The 14533-nt window shown below is 61.4% G+C and carries 14 protein-coding genes; 3 read left to right on the top strand and 11 right to left on the bottom strand.

The window, feature by feature from the left end; translation table 11 throughout:
- Window positions 1-2 precede the first annotated feature (2 nt).
- The gene (locus ACFPN2_RS22105) at window positions 3-1073 is read left to right on the top strand and encodes an AbrB family transcriptional regulator (protein ID WP_380600642.1); all 1071 of its coding nucleotides are present in this window, start codon (window positions 3-5) and stop codon (window positions 1071-1073) included.
- A 331-nt stretch (window positions 1074-1404) separates the two neighbouring features.
- Here ACFPN2_RS22105 and ACFPN2_RS22100 read toward each other — a convergent pair whose 3' ends face one another.
- Together ACFPN2_RS22100 and ACFPN2_RS22095 are read right to left on the bottom strand one after the other, a co-directional pair.
- On the bottom strand, window positions 1405-1701 hold the full coding sequence (locus ACFPN2_RS22100) for a helix-turn-helix domain-containing protein (RefSeq protein ID WP_380600641.1): 297 nt from the start codon (window positions 1699-1701) through the stop codon (window positions 1405-1407).
- Window positions 1698-2039: a type II toxin-antitoxin system RelE/ParE family toxin gene (locus ACFPN2_RS22095; RefSeq protein ID WP_380600639.1), complete on the bottom strand. Its 342-nt coding sequence runs from the start codon at window positions 2037-2039 to the stop codon at window positions 1698-1700. Before ACFPN2_RS22095 ends, ACFPN2_RS22100 begins: the two co-directional genes overlap by 4 nt.
- Window positions 2040-2311: 272 nt before the next feature.
- Between ACFPN2_RS22095 and ACFPN2_RS22090 the strand changes: the two genes are divergently transcribed.
- Window positions 2312-3865, top strand: coding sequence for a hypothetical protein (locus ACFPN2_RS22090; protein WP_380600637.1), 1554 nt, complete (start codon window positions 2312-2314; stop codon window positions 3863-3865).
- Window positions 3866-3874: 9 nt separating this feature from the next.
- On the opposite strand, the gene ACFPN2_RS22085 is transcribed toward ACFPN2_RS22090, so the two are convergent.
- Both ACFPN2_RS22085 and ligM read right to left on the bottom strand, forming a co-directional pair.
- Window positions 3875-5248: an MBL fold metallo-hydrolase gene (locus ACFPN2_RS22085; protein ID WP_380600636.1), complete on the bottom strand. Its 1374-nt coding sequence runs from the start codon at window positions 5246-5248 to the stop codon at window positions 3875-3877.
- A 116-nt stretch (window positions 5249-5364) separates the two neighbouring features.
- Entirely contained in the window at window positions 5365-6771 is a 1407-nt protein-coding gene (ligM, locus tag ACFPN2_RS22080; RefSeq protein WP_380600634.1) for a vanillate/3-O-methylgallate O-demethylase, read from the bottom strand.
- A gap of 134 nt (window positions 6772-6905) precedes the next feature.
- Here ligM and ACFPN2_RS22075 point away from each other — a divergent pair, with 134 nt between their 5' ends.
- Complete coding sequence (locus ACFPN2_RS22075) at window positions 6906-7685, top strand: SDR family oxidoreductase (protein ID WP_380600633.1); 780 nt, start codon at window positions 6906-6908, stop codon at window positions 7683-7685.
- On the opposite strand, the gene ACFPN2_RS22070 is transcribed toward ACFPN2_RS22075, so the two are convergent.
- The 7 genes from ACFPN2_RS22070 to ACFPN2_RS22040 are packed head-to-tail and all read right to left on the bottom strand — an operon-like array spanning window position 7682 to window position 14224.
- Complete coding sequence (locus ACFPN2_RS22070; RefSeq protein ID WP_380600632.1) at window positions 7682-8590, bottom strand: hypothetical protein; 909 nt, start codon at window positions 8588-8590, stop codon at window positions 7682-7684. The genes ACFPN2_RS22075 and ACFPN2_RS22070 overlap by 4 nt on opposite strands.
- A gap of 4 nt (window positions 8591-8594) precedes the next feature.
- A complete protein-coding gene (locus ACFPN2_RS22065; RefSeq protein ID WP_380600631.1) occupies window positions 8595-9104 on the bottom strand; it encodes a LeuD/DmdB family oxidoreductase small subunit in 510 nt (169 codons plus the stop codon).
- Between the two features lie 22 nt (window positions 9105-9126).
- Window positions 9127-10389 (bottom strand): 3-isopropylmalate dehydratase large subunit, encoded by a 1263-nt coding sequence (locus ACFPN2_RS22060; protein WP_380600630.1) that lies wholly within the window; start codon window positions 10387-10389, stop codon window positions 9127-9129.
- Complete coding sequence (locus ACFPN2_RS22055; RefSeq protein WP_380600629.1) at window positions 10386-11666, bottom strand: aconitase/3-isopropylmalate dehydratase large subunit family protein; 1281 nt, start codon at window positions 11664-11666, stop codon at window positions 10386-10388. Before ACFPN2_RS22055 ends, ACFPN2_RS22060 begins: the two co-directional genes overlap by 4 nt.
- Window positions 11663-12598, bottom strand: coding sequence for a hypothetical protein (locus ACFPN2_RS22050; protein WP_380600628.1), 936 nt, complete (start codon window positions 12596-12598; stop codon window positions 11663-11665). Before ACFPN2_RS22050 ends, ACFPN2_RS22055 begins: the two co-directional genes overlap by 4 nt.
- On the bottom strand, window positions 12595-13698 hold the full coding sequence (locus ACFPN2_RS22045; RefSeq protein WP_380600626.1) for a M24 family metallopeptidase: 1104 nt from the start codon (window positions 13696-13698) through the stop codon (window positions 12595-12597). Before ACFPN2_RS22045 ends, ACFPN2_RS22050 begins: the two co-directional genes overlap by 4 nt.
- Window positions 13699-13705: 7 nt before the next feature.
- Window positions 13706-14224 carry a LeuD/DmdB family oxidoreductase small subunit gene (locus ACFPN2_RS22040; RefSeq protein WP_380600624.1) on the bottom strand — a complete coding sequence of 173 codons (519 nt, stop codon included), beginning with the start codon at window positions 14222-14224 and terminating at the stop codon, window positions 13706-13708.
- Window positions 14225-14533 lie beyond the last annotated feature (309 nt).

Raw genomic sequence — 14533 nt, 5'->3', positions numbered from 1 at the left:
GAATGAGAGGTCATCTACGTTCGGCAACCCAATGGCTGTCGCTGCTCCTAATGGCTACGGCGCTCGTGATTGGGCTGCGTGCGGCTCGTGTTCCGGCGGCGCTTTTGCTCGGACCGATGCTTGCCGCCATCATCTTCGCGGTGAGCGGATCGAGCATCCGTCTGCCGCGGGGTTTAACGATCGGTGCGCAGGCCATTCTGGGTTGTCTCATCGCGCAGGCCATCGACGCCGAGCTCATCGCGATGATTGGCACCCACTGGGGATTGTTCCTGGCATTTAGCCTCGCAAGCATGCTCATCACCGCGGGCTTGGGCTGGTCGATCGCTCGCGCCGGCTGGCTGCCGGGAACCGCGGCGATCTGGGGCCTGTCTCCCGGTGCAGCTTCGGCGATGGTGCTCCTGGCCGATGATTTTGGCGCGGATCGACGCCTCGTCGCATTGATGCAATATTCCCGCATCGCCCTGGTCGCCCTCGCCGCCATCCTCGTGGCAGCGTTTATCGGGGATGCCAGTCCGCATCCGGTGCACGATGCATCGGGCAGCATGGCCTCAGAGTGGCTGACGCTTCCTCCCACGCTGTCGCTGATCGAGACGCTTGCATTGGCCGCAGCAGCGGTGGCGATCTCACTGTATTTTCGCAAAGCCGCCCTGGCGCTGTTCATTCCCGCCTTCGCTGGCGCCGCCCTGCAGGCGGCTGGGATCGTTAGTATCAGCGCCCCACCCTGGCTTGCGGCATTGGCATTCGGCACCGTGGGCCTCTACGTCGGATTGAGCTTTGATCGCGCGACGCTGATTCACTCGTTATCGGCGCTACCGAAAATGTTGCTGGCCGTCGTCGCGATGATCCTGGTGTGCGCACTGCTGTCGGTCGCGTTCTGCAAACTGTTGCCAGGAACGGATCCGTTGACTGCCTATCTTGCCTTGAGCCCCGGCGGCATCGACGCCGCAGTGATCATCGCGGCCCACGCAAATGTATCGCTACCTGTGATCCTGGCATCACAATTCGTCCGCCTGCTGATCGTCATCGGGGGCGCACCCGCGCTGGCAAAGTGGCTGGCACAGCGGCATCGATAGCAGCGGCCGACTTCGCGATCCCCTGCTCGTTTGCTCTTGATCAGAAGCGCCGCCAAAACGGGTGGCGACGGCGATCGCGATATTCAGCATGGGCTGCAAGATCGGTGCGGCCGCCGCGCTAGGCGTCGACGGCTTGGTATTAGCAAGGCGCCCCGCCATGATCGCGCGCGGCGATGGACATGGGCTATGCACCGGTGCGGTAAGCGAACGGCGCGCGAACTCATCCTATGGTAATGGCATGGACGCCCACGCTCGGTCACGGCACCAGATGTGCCTCTAAAACTCGATCACCCGCGCCGCTTCCGGTCGCGGGAACGTGTGCGTGTGGCGCTCACGCTACTCTCAAGGCTCTGACCACTGCTTTAGGCTCGCGCTCGATGATTTTGAGGAGCGTTTTCGCCGCGCCGGTTGGGACACGCTGCCCTTGCTCCCACTTGCGCAGCGTCGAGGCGCTAACGCCGAAGGCATCCGCAAACTGATCTTGCGAAAGCCCCAGCACCTTGCGAGCGTTCTGAATCTCGTCGGGGCGAATCTCGACCTTACGCACTCGGCTACGAGTGCGCTTGCCCTGAGCATGTGCCAGCGCCTGCGCCATGGACTGAACCAATTCATCACCTAGCTTGCTCATTTACGCTTCCTCGTACTCTTGATGGCAGCGGCGAATGACGCCACCGACTTTCGCTGATCAGGCGTCAGATCAGCGCGCTCATTCTTTCCATAAATCAGCAACGCATAGATCGGTATCTCCCGATCATAGAAATAGTAAATCACGCGAACACCGCCGGATTTACCTTTCCCCTTTGCTGCGAATCTGATTTTCCGGACGCCTCCGGTACCCACAATTTCATCACCGGCCAATGGATGCGTGGCCAAATAAGTGATTAACTCGTCGTGCTCCTGCTGACCCAGCAGCTTCGCGGCGTGACGCAGGAACACCGGTGTTTCAACGACCGTTTGCACCATCATACTATAACCCATTGGGTTACATCGGTCAAACCGACTGACAGTACTTCCAATTGAGCAGAATCTGGGCTCCTCGCTTCTGCTCGGACCTGCATCGCGAAACCCTCGACATCCATCTTTCGCCGCTTTTGCGGCGTTACTCAAGGTAAGCTCGGCGGTCCTGATATCGCCGATAAATCGGCGATGGCGCTTCGTTCGATATAAACTCCGCGCCATTGCACGCCGCCTGGGAGGTGTTGCAACACTTCACATAACTAATACGCACGGACGTTTACATGATCGTGAGAAGCTGGGCCACCGCAATCCTGTTGTTCCTCGCCTCCACCGCTTTCGCCGCCAAAGAAACCGACCCCGCCAAGCTCGCCCAGACGCACGGGTATGTGCGGGTGAGCCTGCCGCAGTTGCAGTCGCCCGCGACGTTCAAGCTGCACAACCTGAAAACGAACAAAAACACCGGCTTCAAACACCAGCCGGAGGACGGCCCCTATTCCTTTGGCGCCTGGGTGCCGGAGGGCGACTACGAGATTGCAGACACGCCCGGGCAGTTCGTCGTGAAAAAAGGCGAGATGACGGAGCTTGGCGCCGTGCTGAAGATCCAGCTGGGCGGCTATGAATATGTATGGCTTCCCCTGCAACACAAGGAAGCGGCCGCGGAGGCTGAGGCTGCGAAGACCCGCTTGGGCGCCCTCATCGGCAATGTCACCGCTTGGCAGGCGCCGGCACCCTCGATGCCCATCAAGTCGCCCGTCCCCGCTTCAAACCAGGGCCTGGTCATCGAGCTGCTCGAGTCCTACGGGCGCAAAGTGAACAAGCCGCCGATGGCAAAGCAACTGCGCGAAGCGCGAACGTTCGAGACGCTCATCCCACTTGCGAGACAAGCGGTGGCACCGATGGTTGAAGAACCGGGCGTCGATGGCCAATCCAATCTCTACTATGGCGCGGACTTCGGACAGATCCGCGTGCGCCATGCCGATGGCACGTGGGGCGTCGTCGACTCGGGCACGCTCGATGAAATTGCGTCGGTGGAAGGCAGCGACTCTCGCTTGGTTGCGGGCACGAGGCGCGGTCAGATTCTGACGAGCCCCGATCTCGGCGCGACTTGGACGCTGGTGAAGCACCTGGATCGCGATGAAATCGTCGCCGACATCGATCGCGTCGGCCCGCGCTGGTTCGTGATTGCGCCCCAATCCGCCGGGCTCGCCGATCCCTGGACGCTCGCGGGCCGGGTGCGGGTGTACAGCGGCGTCGCGGACGATCTGTCGGATCTTGCGCTGTTGAAAGAGCTGTCCATTCCGAAGAACACCTTCGGGCGCCTGGTCGGCGTCGCGCAGCCCATCGTCGGGCAGGCCCAGGGCACCACGTATCTCATCAACACGATGAAAGAGCTGCAGGCCCTCGACACGACCTCCATGACCTGGCGCACGCTGAGCGCCCCGCATACGATCAACTCGTTCCAGATCTCTCGCGACGGCACGCTCCTCACCATCAACAAGATCCAGGGCGCGTTCTCGAAAATGAGCTTATCGAGCGATGGCGGTGCGACGTGGAAACAGACCTCCCGTCCGCCCTACGTCATCTCCGATGCGGTGTTCGAAACGCCCGAGAGCGGCGAAGCCATGCGAATCAACCTGGGCGCCTTCGCCAACGCGCTCGAAATCTACGCTTACGATCCAAAGATCGGCGACTGGCGCAAGACGGGCGAAACCCCGGCCGGCTGTCACGTCATGCTCCGCGATGCGAGTTACCGCCAGCGGTTTTGTCTCACCACCGGCGGCACCATCCTGGATCAGAAGGAAGGCGGCTGGGCGGTCGAGTTCGCGAATGAGTGAGGCAGCTCATCACGCCGTGAAGCGCCGATAGCTGCGTCGAGCGAGTTGATATAAAGCAGGCGCTGCCGACTGGAACGTCGCGATCATTCTTCGGCGCAACTTGCGCGAGGAGTTCACGCGAACCTGGTCGAGCCATCCGTGAAAGCCCGTGTCTTCGCGGTACGCGCGAAAATAGTCCTGCAGCTCGCTGGTGCTGAAAGCGCGGCCGTTGTCGCCGTATTTCGCCACGTACGGCGTGAAGTCCGGATAGAGCGATTTCACGCCCCCATGCAGCACCGTCTTGGTGAAGTTTGCGATCAGCAAGTCGTCGAAGATCTCGTAATTGATCGCCGTCATCAGCGAGTGGCGTGGCGCCTCGAAGGTGATACCGCGGCCCTTAGGACCACCGAGGTCCACCACATGCTCCTTGCCGCCGACCCGCAAGGCGATGAATTGGAAGTGCTGGCGCAGGTGATCGAACTTTTCAAAGTACGCCCGCGCTGTTTGTATCTCCTCACTCTCGAGCGGCTGCGACCAGTCATCGCCGAACTCGTGCGGTTCGCGGAACTCTCGGGGCACAGGCTCCATCGCCGTCTCGGTGATGCGATCCCCCGTCACGTCGTATGAGAAGTAACCCGGAATGAACTCCCCCCGCTCGTGATTGAAGCCCACCTGGTGAGCCTCGACGGGGAGTTCGTAGGCGGCGGCCCAACGCGAATCGGTCCTCGCAAACACGTGATGACAGGAAAACGGGGCGGTGTGCGTGCCCTCCCATTTCTTGAGCAATGCGCTGTAGTAATAGCCCAGTCGCTTCGAGTCGGCCGGCATCGGCTCGATCCGCCTGCCGTCCTCGGTAAAGAAATTCATCATATCGGCCGTGCCATTGCTGAAGAGCCGGAGCACGAACCGACGTTTGAAGGGTTTGAGCCGGGCTTCGAGCGTTGCTCGAGTCCCCAGCGCCGAACCGTCGTTGAGATTCAGGACCGCGCACTCCTCTCCCAAGGCAATGAGTAACGCCGCATCCTGATTCCAATCCGCACAGCACAGCACTCTGACGTTCGGTGAGAGTTGCACCCAGTCATCGTCTGCGATCTCGTGCACGTGATAGTCCGCCGCCTTCAGATCGCGAAGGATGCGCCCGCCGTGGTGATGGGGCACGAGCAGCGTCTTATCGCGAAAGAGCGCAAGCGAGTCGAGATTCAAATGATCGGGATGGCCGTGGGACAGCCAGACATGTCGAGCTGCCGCGAAGGCTTCTGACTGCTGCGCGGTAAAACGATACGGCAGAATCCAGGATCCAAAGTATTGCGCCCCCTGAATCCAAGGGTCGGTGACGAGCACGGGAACGCCGCCGTCATAGACGATCAGCGTTGCGTTGCCGCAGGTCTCGAATCCGAGGTTCATGGGAATCCCTCTAGTGTGGATCAGAGACTTTCTACGGGCCGCGAGGAAACAGCTATACGCGCATGGTGATCAGTGTTGTGCAGCTTGGATGACAGCGGCGTTCCCTACCCGTCCCGTCAGCTCTGTCGAGTCCGCCAGCCGCTGTGATAGGTCTCGCGGGCATCGCGCGAGTATGGGACTGCGGCCACTTTGACGCGGACCTCGCATTGACGATGTCGCTCGACGGTGGGCTTGGCGGTACCGCCATTCTCCTCGCCCCAAATCAGCGTCAACACGTCGCCGACATTGATGTGCTCATCGACCACGCCCAAGGACAGGCCACAGCGCTCGTTGTGACTGTAGCCGGTAAACATGGAGAGCCCCACGAGCTTGTCGCCCATCATCACCGCGTCATAGGACGAGGAGGCATAGTTCGCGATCGGTAGATCGAAAAACTTATAAGGTTTCTGCTCCGGCTGCGCGAGCGAGCCGAGCACCTGTGCGAGATCCGCGCCGTTCCATTCGAACGTCACTTTCTTGCGCCGGGGCCCGTTCTCCTGGGCTCGACGCTCGAGCGCCTCGCGTCCCACGAAGTCGTGATCGAATTTCACAAAAGGGCCATAGCCCAGCTCATGGGGCGTGAGGTAATAGTCCTCGATGCGATTCGAGACGAAGCTACCGCCGATCGAGCCGGTGCCTTCGTAGCCGTTGGCCGGCAGCCACTCACGATATTTCTTCATCTGCTCGCCCGTATAAACCGCGGGCAGTGGCGAGGGAATCCAGCCGGACTCGAGGGTGTTGCTCGCGTAGGTTCGCGAGCCGACCGCGACGATGCCCACTTCCTTGCCCGCCTCGAGAATCGCGGCACGAATCTCATCGCGCTGCTCGTAGGGGCCCCACAACTCCAGGCCGGGCTCACCCGCCATTCCGTGGCGTAGAGCGCGCACCTTGCGGCCCTTGATCGTGATCTCATCGAAGTTGAAGAATTTGATCTCCGGCAACGGGCCGCCATTCAAACGTTCGAGCACCTGCGCCGCTTTGGGACCTTGGACTTGATAGCGGTAGTGGCGTCGGGTGACCGCATTGCCATTGGGATGCGACGGCGAGCGGTCGTCCCGGATCACTGAGACGTCGAATCCGCCCGTCTGCGCATGAAATTGCAGCCAGTTCACCGTGGGCGCGCGGCCCACGAACAGCAACTCCTGCTCATCGACGTAGAACAGGATGCCATCGCCGATCACATAGCCGTCGTAGCTGAGCGGCACCATCTGTTTGGCTTTGCCCGGCGTGAAATTCTTGAAACTGTTGATCGTGGTGTACGAGCAGAGCTTCAAGGCGTCGGGCCCCTTCAAGGTGATCTCGGCCATGTGATGGGACTGATCGAACAGCACCGCTGTCTCACGCCAGGCGCGCTGCTCGGTCCGCCAGTTGCTGAACTCTGTCGGCACGACCGGATACACATAGGCGCCGATCTGTGAGTTACGAAGCAGTGTCACCGGATTGCCGGTGCGCGCGAGAAGACTCTCCAAGGATTCTTGTGCCATGTTTCAGTGACCCGTCGATGTATGGAACCGCGTTTCAGCGCAATACAATGGTGCCGTTGTCGGTGAGCCGGCAACACGACTATCCTGATTGTCTCTATTCGTTTCTCTGATACAGCTTCAAGTACAATGCGCGAATGAACACCCGCGCAGAGAAGATCGCCATCGTCACCGGGGCCAGCAGTGGCATCGGCAAGGCCACCGCGGTGGCGCTGTTCGCAAACGGTTGGCACGTCGTGTTCGCCGGGCGACGATTGGAGCGGCTGGAACAGGCGATCGTTGCCGCGACCGAGGCACATCTCGACCAGGCGGGTGAAACCGCGCCCCTGCCCCGAGCCCTTGCCGTGCAGACGGACGTCACCTCCGAAGAGTCCGTTCGCAACCTGTTTGCGCGCACGCACTCGAGCTTCGGACGGCTGGACCTGCTATTCAACAATGCGGGCATCAGTGGCCAGGAGGTGCCCGTCGAAGACTTATCGATCGAGGTGTGGCGATCGGTCATCGACACCAATCTCACGGGCATGTTTCTTTGTATTCAGGAAGCGGTGCGCCTCATGAAGCATCAGACGCCCCGCGGCGGCCGGATCATCAACAACGGCTCGATCTCCGCGCAGGTGCCCCGTCGCAACTCGATCGCCTACACGGCGACCAAACATGCGGTGACCGGGCTGACGAAATCCATTGCGCTCGACTGTCGGGACTTCGACATCGCCTGCGGCCAGATCGACGTCGGCAGAATCGATAGCGAAATCGGCGCCGGCGCCTCGAGCGCAACGGCCAACCCGAGCTCGATCCCCAAGCTCGACACACAGCTCGCGGCGCAGGCCGTCCTGCAAATGGCGAACCTGCCGATCGAAGCGAACATGCTGTTCACGACGCTATTGCCGACGAAGATGCCGTTCGTCGGGCGCGGCTAAGGCATCGGGTATTCGTCGGCGTTTTTCACCCAGCCTTCCTGCAGTGAGAAATCCAGCCGCGGTGGCGCGAAGATATCGGCCATGCGATTGCCTTCCGGCCCCGGCGCCTGGGCTTCCGAGGTATGGATGACCCGAGCCGGGATCATGGTTGCCGAGGGCGCTCCCACCTGAGCATGCTCATCCTCGCGCCAGTCGCTCTTGTTGGGACCCCACGGCCAGCGCAGGTGATGCAAGTAATTGCCCGCGAACACCAGCGAACATTGGTCGAAGTCGTAATGGCTGTGCGGTGACATCTTGCTCGCGTCGCGCGCACGGCGGCTGGTCGGAGGAAAGCTCACCATGATCGTAGTACAGCGCCACATCGGGCCCATTTGTCCCGGCGTTCTCTCCCCTCGTGCCAACTCATATTGGCGCAGCTTGTAACCCGCGGGCGGCGCCGGCCAGGGTTGGAAGGGAGGATGCGATGGATCGGGCTGCGCGTAGGTCGCGGCATTCGCGCATTTGGCACTCAAATCGGCGGACTGCGTCGAGAACAGCCGAACGATGCGCCCGCCTTTGGGCAAGCTGATCCAGCTATCTCCGGGCGGCAGGATGAGCAACTGGTGACCGTCACCGCGCACTGACTCACCGCCCGCGCTCGCCTCATAAGGCGTGTCATCGTCAGGCACGACGATCATGTACTCATCCACCTGTGCGGAGCGCGAGAAGGTCGCGCCCGGATTGGCTTCGATCCAGTGAACGATCAAGTTCTGGCTGCGGGTATACCAACCCCGGCCATTGGCATCGTTATCGATTGCGCTGTCGAGATAATAGCGACCGTAGGACGCGGGCATCGTCGTCGTGCCGGCGGGCGTATTACCTTTCGGCGCCGTTAGCGCCGGGCGCGGATCTGACTTTTCGTACATACGGTCACCGGGAAGCGGCTTCTGCCTCGAGCGTCGATTTCAGATAGTTTGCCAGGCCCCCGAGCTGCAGAATCTTCGCCACCGACGCCGGGATTCGGGGAAACTCATAATCGCGACCTGAGTGTGAAATCAGGCCTGCGGCGAGGTCGATGGATAGCTCATCGCCCTCCGCGACCGCATCGTACACCGCCGGGCATTCGAAGATCGGCAATCCGTCGTTGATGGCATTGCGATAGAACGTGCGAGCGAACGAAGCCGCTACGACTGCTTTGATGCCGAGCCCCTGGATGGCGGTCGAGGCCTGCTCGCGAGCGCTGCCACAGCCAAAGTTGCGACCCGCCACCAGAATGTCGAAGCTGCGCAGTTTCGCCGGGAAGCCCTCGCCGAGCATTTCGAAGGCATGCTCCGCGAGCTTCACCGGATCGATGTAAATCAAATAGCGGCCGGCGATGATGATGTCCGAGTTGACGTTGTCGCCAAATTTATAAATGCGGCCGGTAATCTTGTCTTGCATCTCGCCCTCGCTCCGAAAAGACTTATCGGTAGAACTCGCGCGGATCGGCGATCGCACCCTTGAGCGCCGAGGCCGCAAGCGTCGCCGGGCTCGACAGATAGATGCTGCTCTTGTTGCTTCCCATGCGACCGACGAAATTCCGGTTCGCGGTGGAAAGCGAGACTTCGCCGTCGGCCATGGTGCCACCATCGCCCGCACAGGCCCCGCACCCCGGATTCGTGACCAGGGCGCCACTCTCAATCAGCGTGGCAAGGACGCCGGTGCGCATCGCTTGCAGCATGATCTCCTTCGATCCGGGCGTGACGATCAATCGCACGCGCGGATCGATCTTGCGTCCCGCCAGAATGTCGGCCGCGACCACCAGGTCCTCGTACTTCCCATTGGCGCAGGACCCGAGAAACGCCTGATCGATGCGCGTGCCCATCACCTCATCCACCGGCTTCGTGTTCTCCACCTGATGGGGACAGGCGATCATGGGCGTGAGCTTCGTAAGGTCGATGTCGATGCTCTGCTCATAAACGGCGTCTGGATCGGCAAGCACCGGCTTGTAGCTCGATGAGTCCTTCAGACGCGGCAACACCCATTCGCGGGTTTTCTCATCGGGGGGAATGAACACGCACTTCGAGCCCATCTCCATCGCGAGATTCGCCATCGTCATCCGCTCGGAGATGCTCATCTGGGGCAAGGCGCTGCCATAAAACTCCACCGACTTATATCCACACCCATCCGCGCCGAGGGTGCCGATGAGATACAACATCAGATCTTTCGCGCTGACGCCGCCGGCGAAACGGCCACTCAGCGTCAGCTTGATCGTGGTCGGCACCTTCATCCACAATTTGCCGGTCACCCACACGGACGCCACTTCCGTGTAGCCGATCCCCGATCCCAGCGCGCCCAACGCCCCGTAGATCGTGCAGTGAGAGTCGGTGCCGACGATCAGATCGCCAGGCTTGACGTGTCCGTGCTCCATCAGCACCAGGTGCGCGATCCCGGCATCGACGTCGTAGAACTTCTCGATGCCGTACTCGCGCGCGAAGTTGCGCGAGGTCTGCTGGTCGGCGGCGTACTTCTCGGTTTTTGCCGGCGAGATGTGGTCGAGCACGATCGCGAGCCGGTTGGGATCATACAGTCGCTTCGCGCCGATCTTCTTCATGACACTGACGGAGCGCCACGTTGCCGTGTGGCTCATCACGAGGTCTGGATAGGCATCGACGATTTGCCCGGGCGTGACGCGGTCAACGCCGGCCTTCGCCGCCAGAATCTTTTCCGCGATTGTTTGACTCATCGTTCCTCCAGGGTCCGCGGGTCGGTGATCTTGCCGGTGAGCGCCGAGGCCGCCACGGTGAGCGCGGAAGCCAGGAAGTGACGGGCCTTGGGGTGGCCGTTACGGCCGGGAAAGTTACGGGCCTGGGTCGAGATCATCACCTCATCTTCCGCCAGCGCGCCCATGTTGAATGCCTGGTTCGAGCCCGCGCTCGGCGGGAAGATATTCGCGCCCGCGACATGCAGCGTTTCGAACAACCCTTCCTTGAGCGCGGCGAGATAGATGTCGCGCGAGGCCGGCACGACCTGCAGGCGCACCCCCGGATGAACACGCCGATGGGCGAAGCAACGCGCGAGCGTGCGGATGTCGCTCAACCTTCCTCCCGTGCTACCCCCCGCCTCCGCGACGTTGATCGGTGTTCCCACGGCGACATCGATGGGATGCACATTGCCGACCGTCGGCGGACACGCCACCTGGGGTTCGATCCGGCTGACATCGATGTCGATGATATCGGCGTAACGACCATCGGCATCGTTCTGAAAGAGCTCAAACTGCGGAACGCCGGGCTTGTTTGCAAACAACTCACGCACGTAACGCAACGTCTTCTCATCCGGGTTGACGAAGCCACACTTGCCGCCCACGTCGATCGCCTGCAAGGGGAACAGCGCCCGATCGTTCACGTCGAGCGATTCGATGTAAGGACCTGCGTATTCCAACGCCTTGTAGATGGCGCCGTCCTCACCGAGCTTGCCGACCAGGAACTGCGAGATGTCCCGCGGCTGAACCGCCTTCATCGGTGTGCCGTGGAAATGAATCTTGACGGTCTCGGGAACCTTGAACCATCCCTTGTTTTGCGTGAAGCCGAGCGCGGCCATCGAGTTGTTGCCGACCCCGGTGCCGAAGGCGCCGAGCGCCCCGTAAATGGGCGAGTGCGAATCGCAGCCGATGACGATCATGCCGGGCGTGACCAACCCCGCCTCCATGACGACGTGATGGATGCTGCCGCAACCGCTATCGAAGAGATTCTTCACGTTGTGTTTTGCCGCGAACCTACGCACGGCCGCGAGCGCTTCGGCGGCCTCGCGCGTCGCCGGCGCGAAGTTGTGGTCGAAGGCGAAGACGAGCTTCGAGGCGTCGGCGATGCTCGCGCCTTCCATCTCGTTCTCGAACACCTTCATGACGAAGTTGGCGCTGAGATCGTGCATCAACATCAGGTCGATGTCGGTGAGCACGACATCGCCGGGCGCGACGCTCTTCTGGCCGCTCTTGCGGGCCAGGATTTTCTCCACCATGTTCATAGTACGCGCAGTCCTTCCTGACTCTGCAGACAGGTGTCTCCGTAGTAGAGCTGTCGATCGGCCGCGAGGATCTGCAGTTGCAAAGAAACGATGGCGGTCGCAGCCGTGTCCTCGACGTTCTCCCATGAGTAAGGCCCGGACAGAATCTCGCGCAGCTGTGTCTCGCTCTCGGGCGAGGTGAGATTCGCGGTCCGGCCTGCAACGTTGCGCGTCACCTTCGCCCAGTGCCCGTTGTATTCGATCGCGACCACCACGGAAGTGTGCGGACCGACCGGGCGTCCTTCCGCCGGTATCGGCGGCCCCTGGCCATCGGACACCAGAATGACGACGTCCTCCGCGCCGGCACGACGTAACACGCGCTCGAGCCGCCCCGTCAGCTCGTGATCGTTCTGTTCTTTGAGCGTCGCAAGCTCCTGCTCGAGCACTTCGCGCGCCATCGAGGCCGCGCGCCCATGCATCCGCACCTCGACATCGGTGGGCGCGGGGTGGATGTCACTGCGAGGCAAATCGAGCAGATCGACGCTGCCGGCAGTCATCTCGGCATGCAGATCGGTGGGCAAGCCTTCGAGATCGCACACGCCCACCCGCTTCCAGCCGCGCTCTTCGCACAGCTTGAACAATGCAGCCGGCGGGCTCGGGCTTGCGATGATGGTCTCGTGCACGGTCACCGTCTTGATCCACGGATAGACCCGAGGCGACAACGCGCACAACAAGATGGGCGGCTCCTCGAGGGGCACGACCACGAAGGCTCGATTCCAATACGGCATGTAGTTCGACACGTAGCGCGCGTCGTTCGAGCGCCAGACGTCCGAGTACACCACCACAGCATCGACGCGTTTCTTGCGCGCGATCGCACGAATGGAGGCCAGCCGAGTCGCGAGTTCTTCGGGGGGCAGCTCGTTCTTTTCCCAACTGACGAGTCCTCGTTTCATGCCTGGAACAGCCTCTTTTCGGTCTGACTGAGCGACACGCACCCCGTCTCGGTCACCAGCAACGTGTCGCCGAACACCATGTAGCCCGACAGCGGCAGATAGGTATTGGGGTGACAGATGATGACCATGTCCTTCTTGCAGGTGTAGTGCGTGCTCTCTAGCACGTGCGGCAACTCATCGGGATACAGCCCCAGGTTGTGGCCACGCACGCGCGTGTACTTCGAACCGGTATACTCACCGTAACCATGTTTTCGGAAGACATCGTTCTGCACGCGGGCGACATCGGAGATATCCACTCCGGGACGCAGCAGGTCCTGCGCGGCTTGCTGTGCCTCGGCGAAAATGGCGTAAGACTCCAATTGTTTCGCTGAGGGCGGACCGATGATGAGCGTGCGACAGATCTGCGCGTAATAGCCGTTGATCTGCGGTGTGAGCTCGGTGATCACCGAATCGCCGGTGCGCAGCGTGCGGGCGGTGGGCGGTTTCATCGCCGTCACTTCCGTGCCGCCTGAGGCCACCAGCATGAAGTTGTCCTCGGCGCCGTGGGCCTTGACGTAGCCCTCCACTTCCGCGACCAGCTCATATTCCGTCATGCCGGCGCGGGCCACACTCACGAAATGTTCGTAACCGCGATCGGCGAGCAGCGCGGCCTTGCGAATCCACTCGATCTCTTCCTGAGTTTTGACCCGGCGGATCTCCTCGACCGCCGCGGTCGCCGATATCGGCGCCGCGCTCGAGCTTTCTTTCACGGCACGCGCGAAACGCGCTTCCATTTGTTCGAGGCCATTGATGGCGACGACCGCCGTGCCGGCATCGTGCAACAGGTGCTTCAGCCCCTCGACGAGTCGAGGGGCATAGGTCACCGAGCCCCCTGTGCCCGCCCTCACCGGCTCTACGTCCCAGGGATGCGTCACGACAGCGCGCACCTCACCCTCTTTGGTCAGCAAGGCGACCGCTTGCGGGCCGGAGAAACATACGCTGACGAGACAGCGGAAATGGTCCTTGCGCCACGTATCGCCGTAGAACAGCAGCATGTCCCAGCCACGCTGCGCCATCAGTTCTAGAAACTCTTGCTTGCGCGTCGGATTCAACTTCAACATGGGCCGTTCACCGTGTCGCCGAGCCGGGAAAACGTCCGGACTTCAACAGCGGAATGAGTCCGCCCGCTTGCAGCATCCCCAGCAGAAACTGCGACGGTGGCGCGCCCTGCAGGCGCTTGCCGGTGGTAAGGTTTTCGAGCGTCGCGGTCTTGATGTCGACGCGTACTTCATCGCCGTCGTTGACCAGCGCGTGCACACCCGTTGCTTCGAGCAGCGGCAGGCCGATCTCCAGACAATTGCGATAGAACGTGCGGGAGAATTGCTCTGCCACGACGGCGCCGATGCCGGTCGCTTGGAGCGCCTTGGTAGCGAGGGCTCGACCTGAGGAGCAGCCGAAGTTACGACCCGCCACCAGGATGTCGCCCGGCCGAACCTGTTTTGGAAAGTCCGGATTCAAGGTCTCGAGCACGAAGGCCGCCATCTCTTTCGGCGACTTGAACATGACGGCCGTCGGCGTCAGGGCATCGGTAGGAATGTTGTCGCCAAACTTCCAGCACCGCCCTTGAAAGATCCAGTTCGTTGCCAAGCGCCTTCTTCCTGTCCACGTACGTGGTTGCCTTTGACAACAAACATTCTCAAGGGCCCTCGCCCATGCCGTCCATTAGCCCTTGCTCAAGGAGTCATAGCGGGTCGTTATGACTTTGAGCGGCCCGTTTGCGTTGCTCTTGCGAGTTAGCCGTTTGCGTTGTCCCTTGCGCTATCACTCGGCCGATTTGTTGACTGCACTCCTTCCGAGCCGTACGGCGATTGAGGGCCTCCGTTACTCCGTTTGAACGAGATAAGAAGCCCTCAATCGCCGTACGGCTCGGAGCAACTGTGGCTTGGAGCGCGTGCG

It is taken from the genome of Steroidobacter flavus (genome assembly GCF_042651805.1).
Lineage (GTDB): Bacteria > Pseudomonadota > Gammaproteobacteria > Steroidobacterales > Steroidobacteraceae > Steroidobacter > Steroidobacter flavus.
Note: the sequence above shows the minus strand (reverse complement) of the source record. Positions and strands in the feature narration are given on the sequence as shown.

Bases quoted from the DNA above. Each gene is read 5' to 3' on its own strand.
- ACFPN2_RS22105 (WP_380600642.1), top strand. From the start codon at position 3: ATGAGAGGTCATCTACGTTCGGCAACCCAATGGCTGTCGCTGCTCCTA.
- ACFPN2_RS22100 (WP_380600641.1), bottom strand. From the start codon at position 1,701: ATGAGCAAGCTAGGTGATGAATTGGTTCAGTCCATGGCGCAGGCGCTG.
- ACFPN2_RS22095 (WP_380600639.1), bottom strand. From the start codon at position 2,039: ATGATGGTGCAAACGGTCGTTGAAACACCGGTGTTCCTGCGTCACGCC.
- ACFPN2_RS22090 (WP_380600637.1), top strand. From the start codon at position 2,312: ATGATCGTGAGAAGCTGGGCCACCGCAATCCTGTTGTTCCTCGCCTCC.
- ACFPN2_RS22085 (WP_380600636.1), bottom strand. From the start codon at position 5,248: ATGAACCTCGGATTCGAGACCTGCGGCAACGCAACGCTGATCGTCTAT.
- ligM (WP_380600634.1), bottom strand. From the start codon at position 6,771: ATGGCACAAGAATCCTTGGAGAGTCTTCTCGCGCGCACCGGCAATCCG.
- ACFPN2_RS22075 (WP_380600633.1), top strand. From the start codon at position 6,906: ATGAACACCCGCGCAGAGAAGATCGCCATCGTCACCGGGGCCAGCAGT.
- ACFPN2_RS22070 (WP_380600632.1), bottom strand. From the start codon at position 8,590: ATGTACGAAAAGTCAGATCCGCGCCCGGCGCTAACGGCGCCGAAAGGT.
- ACFPN2_RS22065 (WP_380600631.1), bottom strand. From the start codon at position 9,104: ATGCAAGACAAGATTACCGGCCGCATTTATAAATTTGGCGACAACGTC.
- ACFPN2_RS22060 (WP_380600630.1), bottom strand. From the start codon at position 10,389: ATGAGTCAAACAATCGCGGAAAAGATTCTGGCGGCGAAGGCCGGCGTT.
- ACFPN2_RS22055 (WP_380600629.1), bottom strand. From the start codon at position 11,666: ATGAACATGGTGGAGAAAATCCTGGCCCGCAAGAGCGGCCAGAAGAGC.
- ACFPN2_RS22050 (WP_380600628.1), bottom strand. From the start codon at position 12,598: ATGAAACGAGGACTCGTCAGTTGGGAAAAGAACGAGCTGCCCCCCGAA.
- ACFPN2_RS22045 (WP_380600626.1), bottom strand. From the start codon at position 13,698: ATGTTGAAGTTGAATCCGACGCGCAAGCAAGAGTTTCTAGAACTGATG.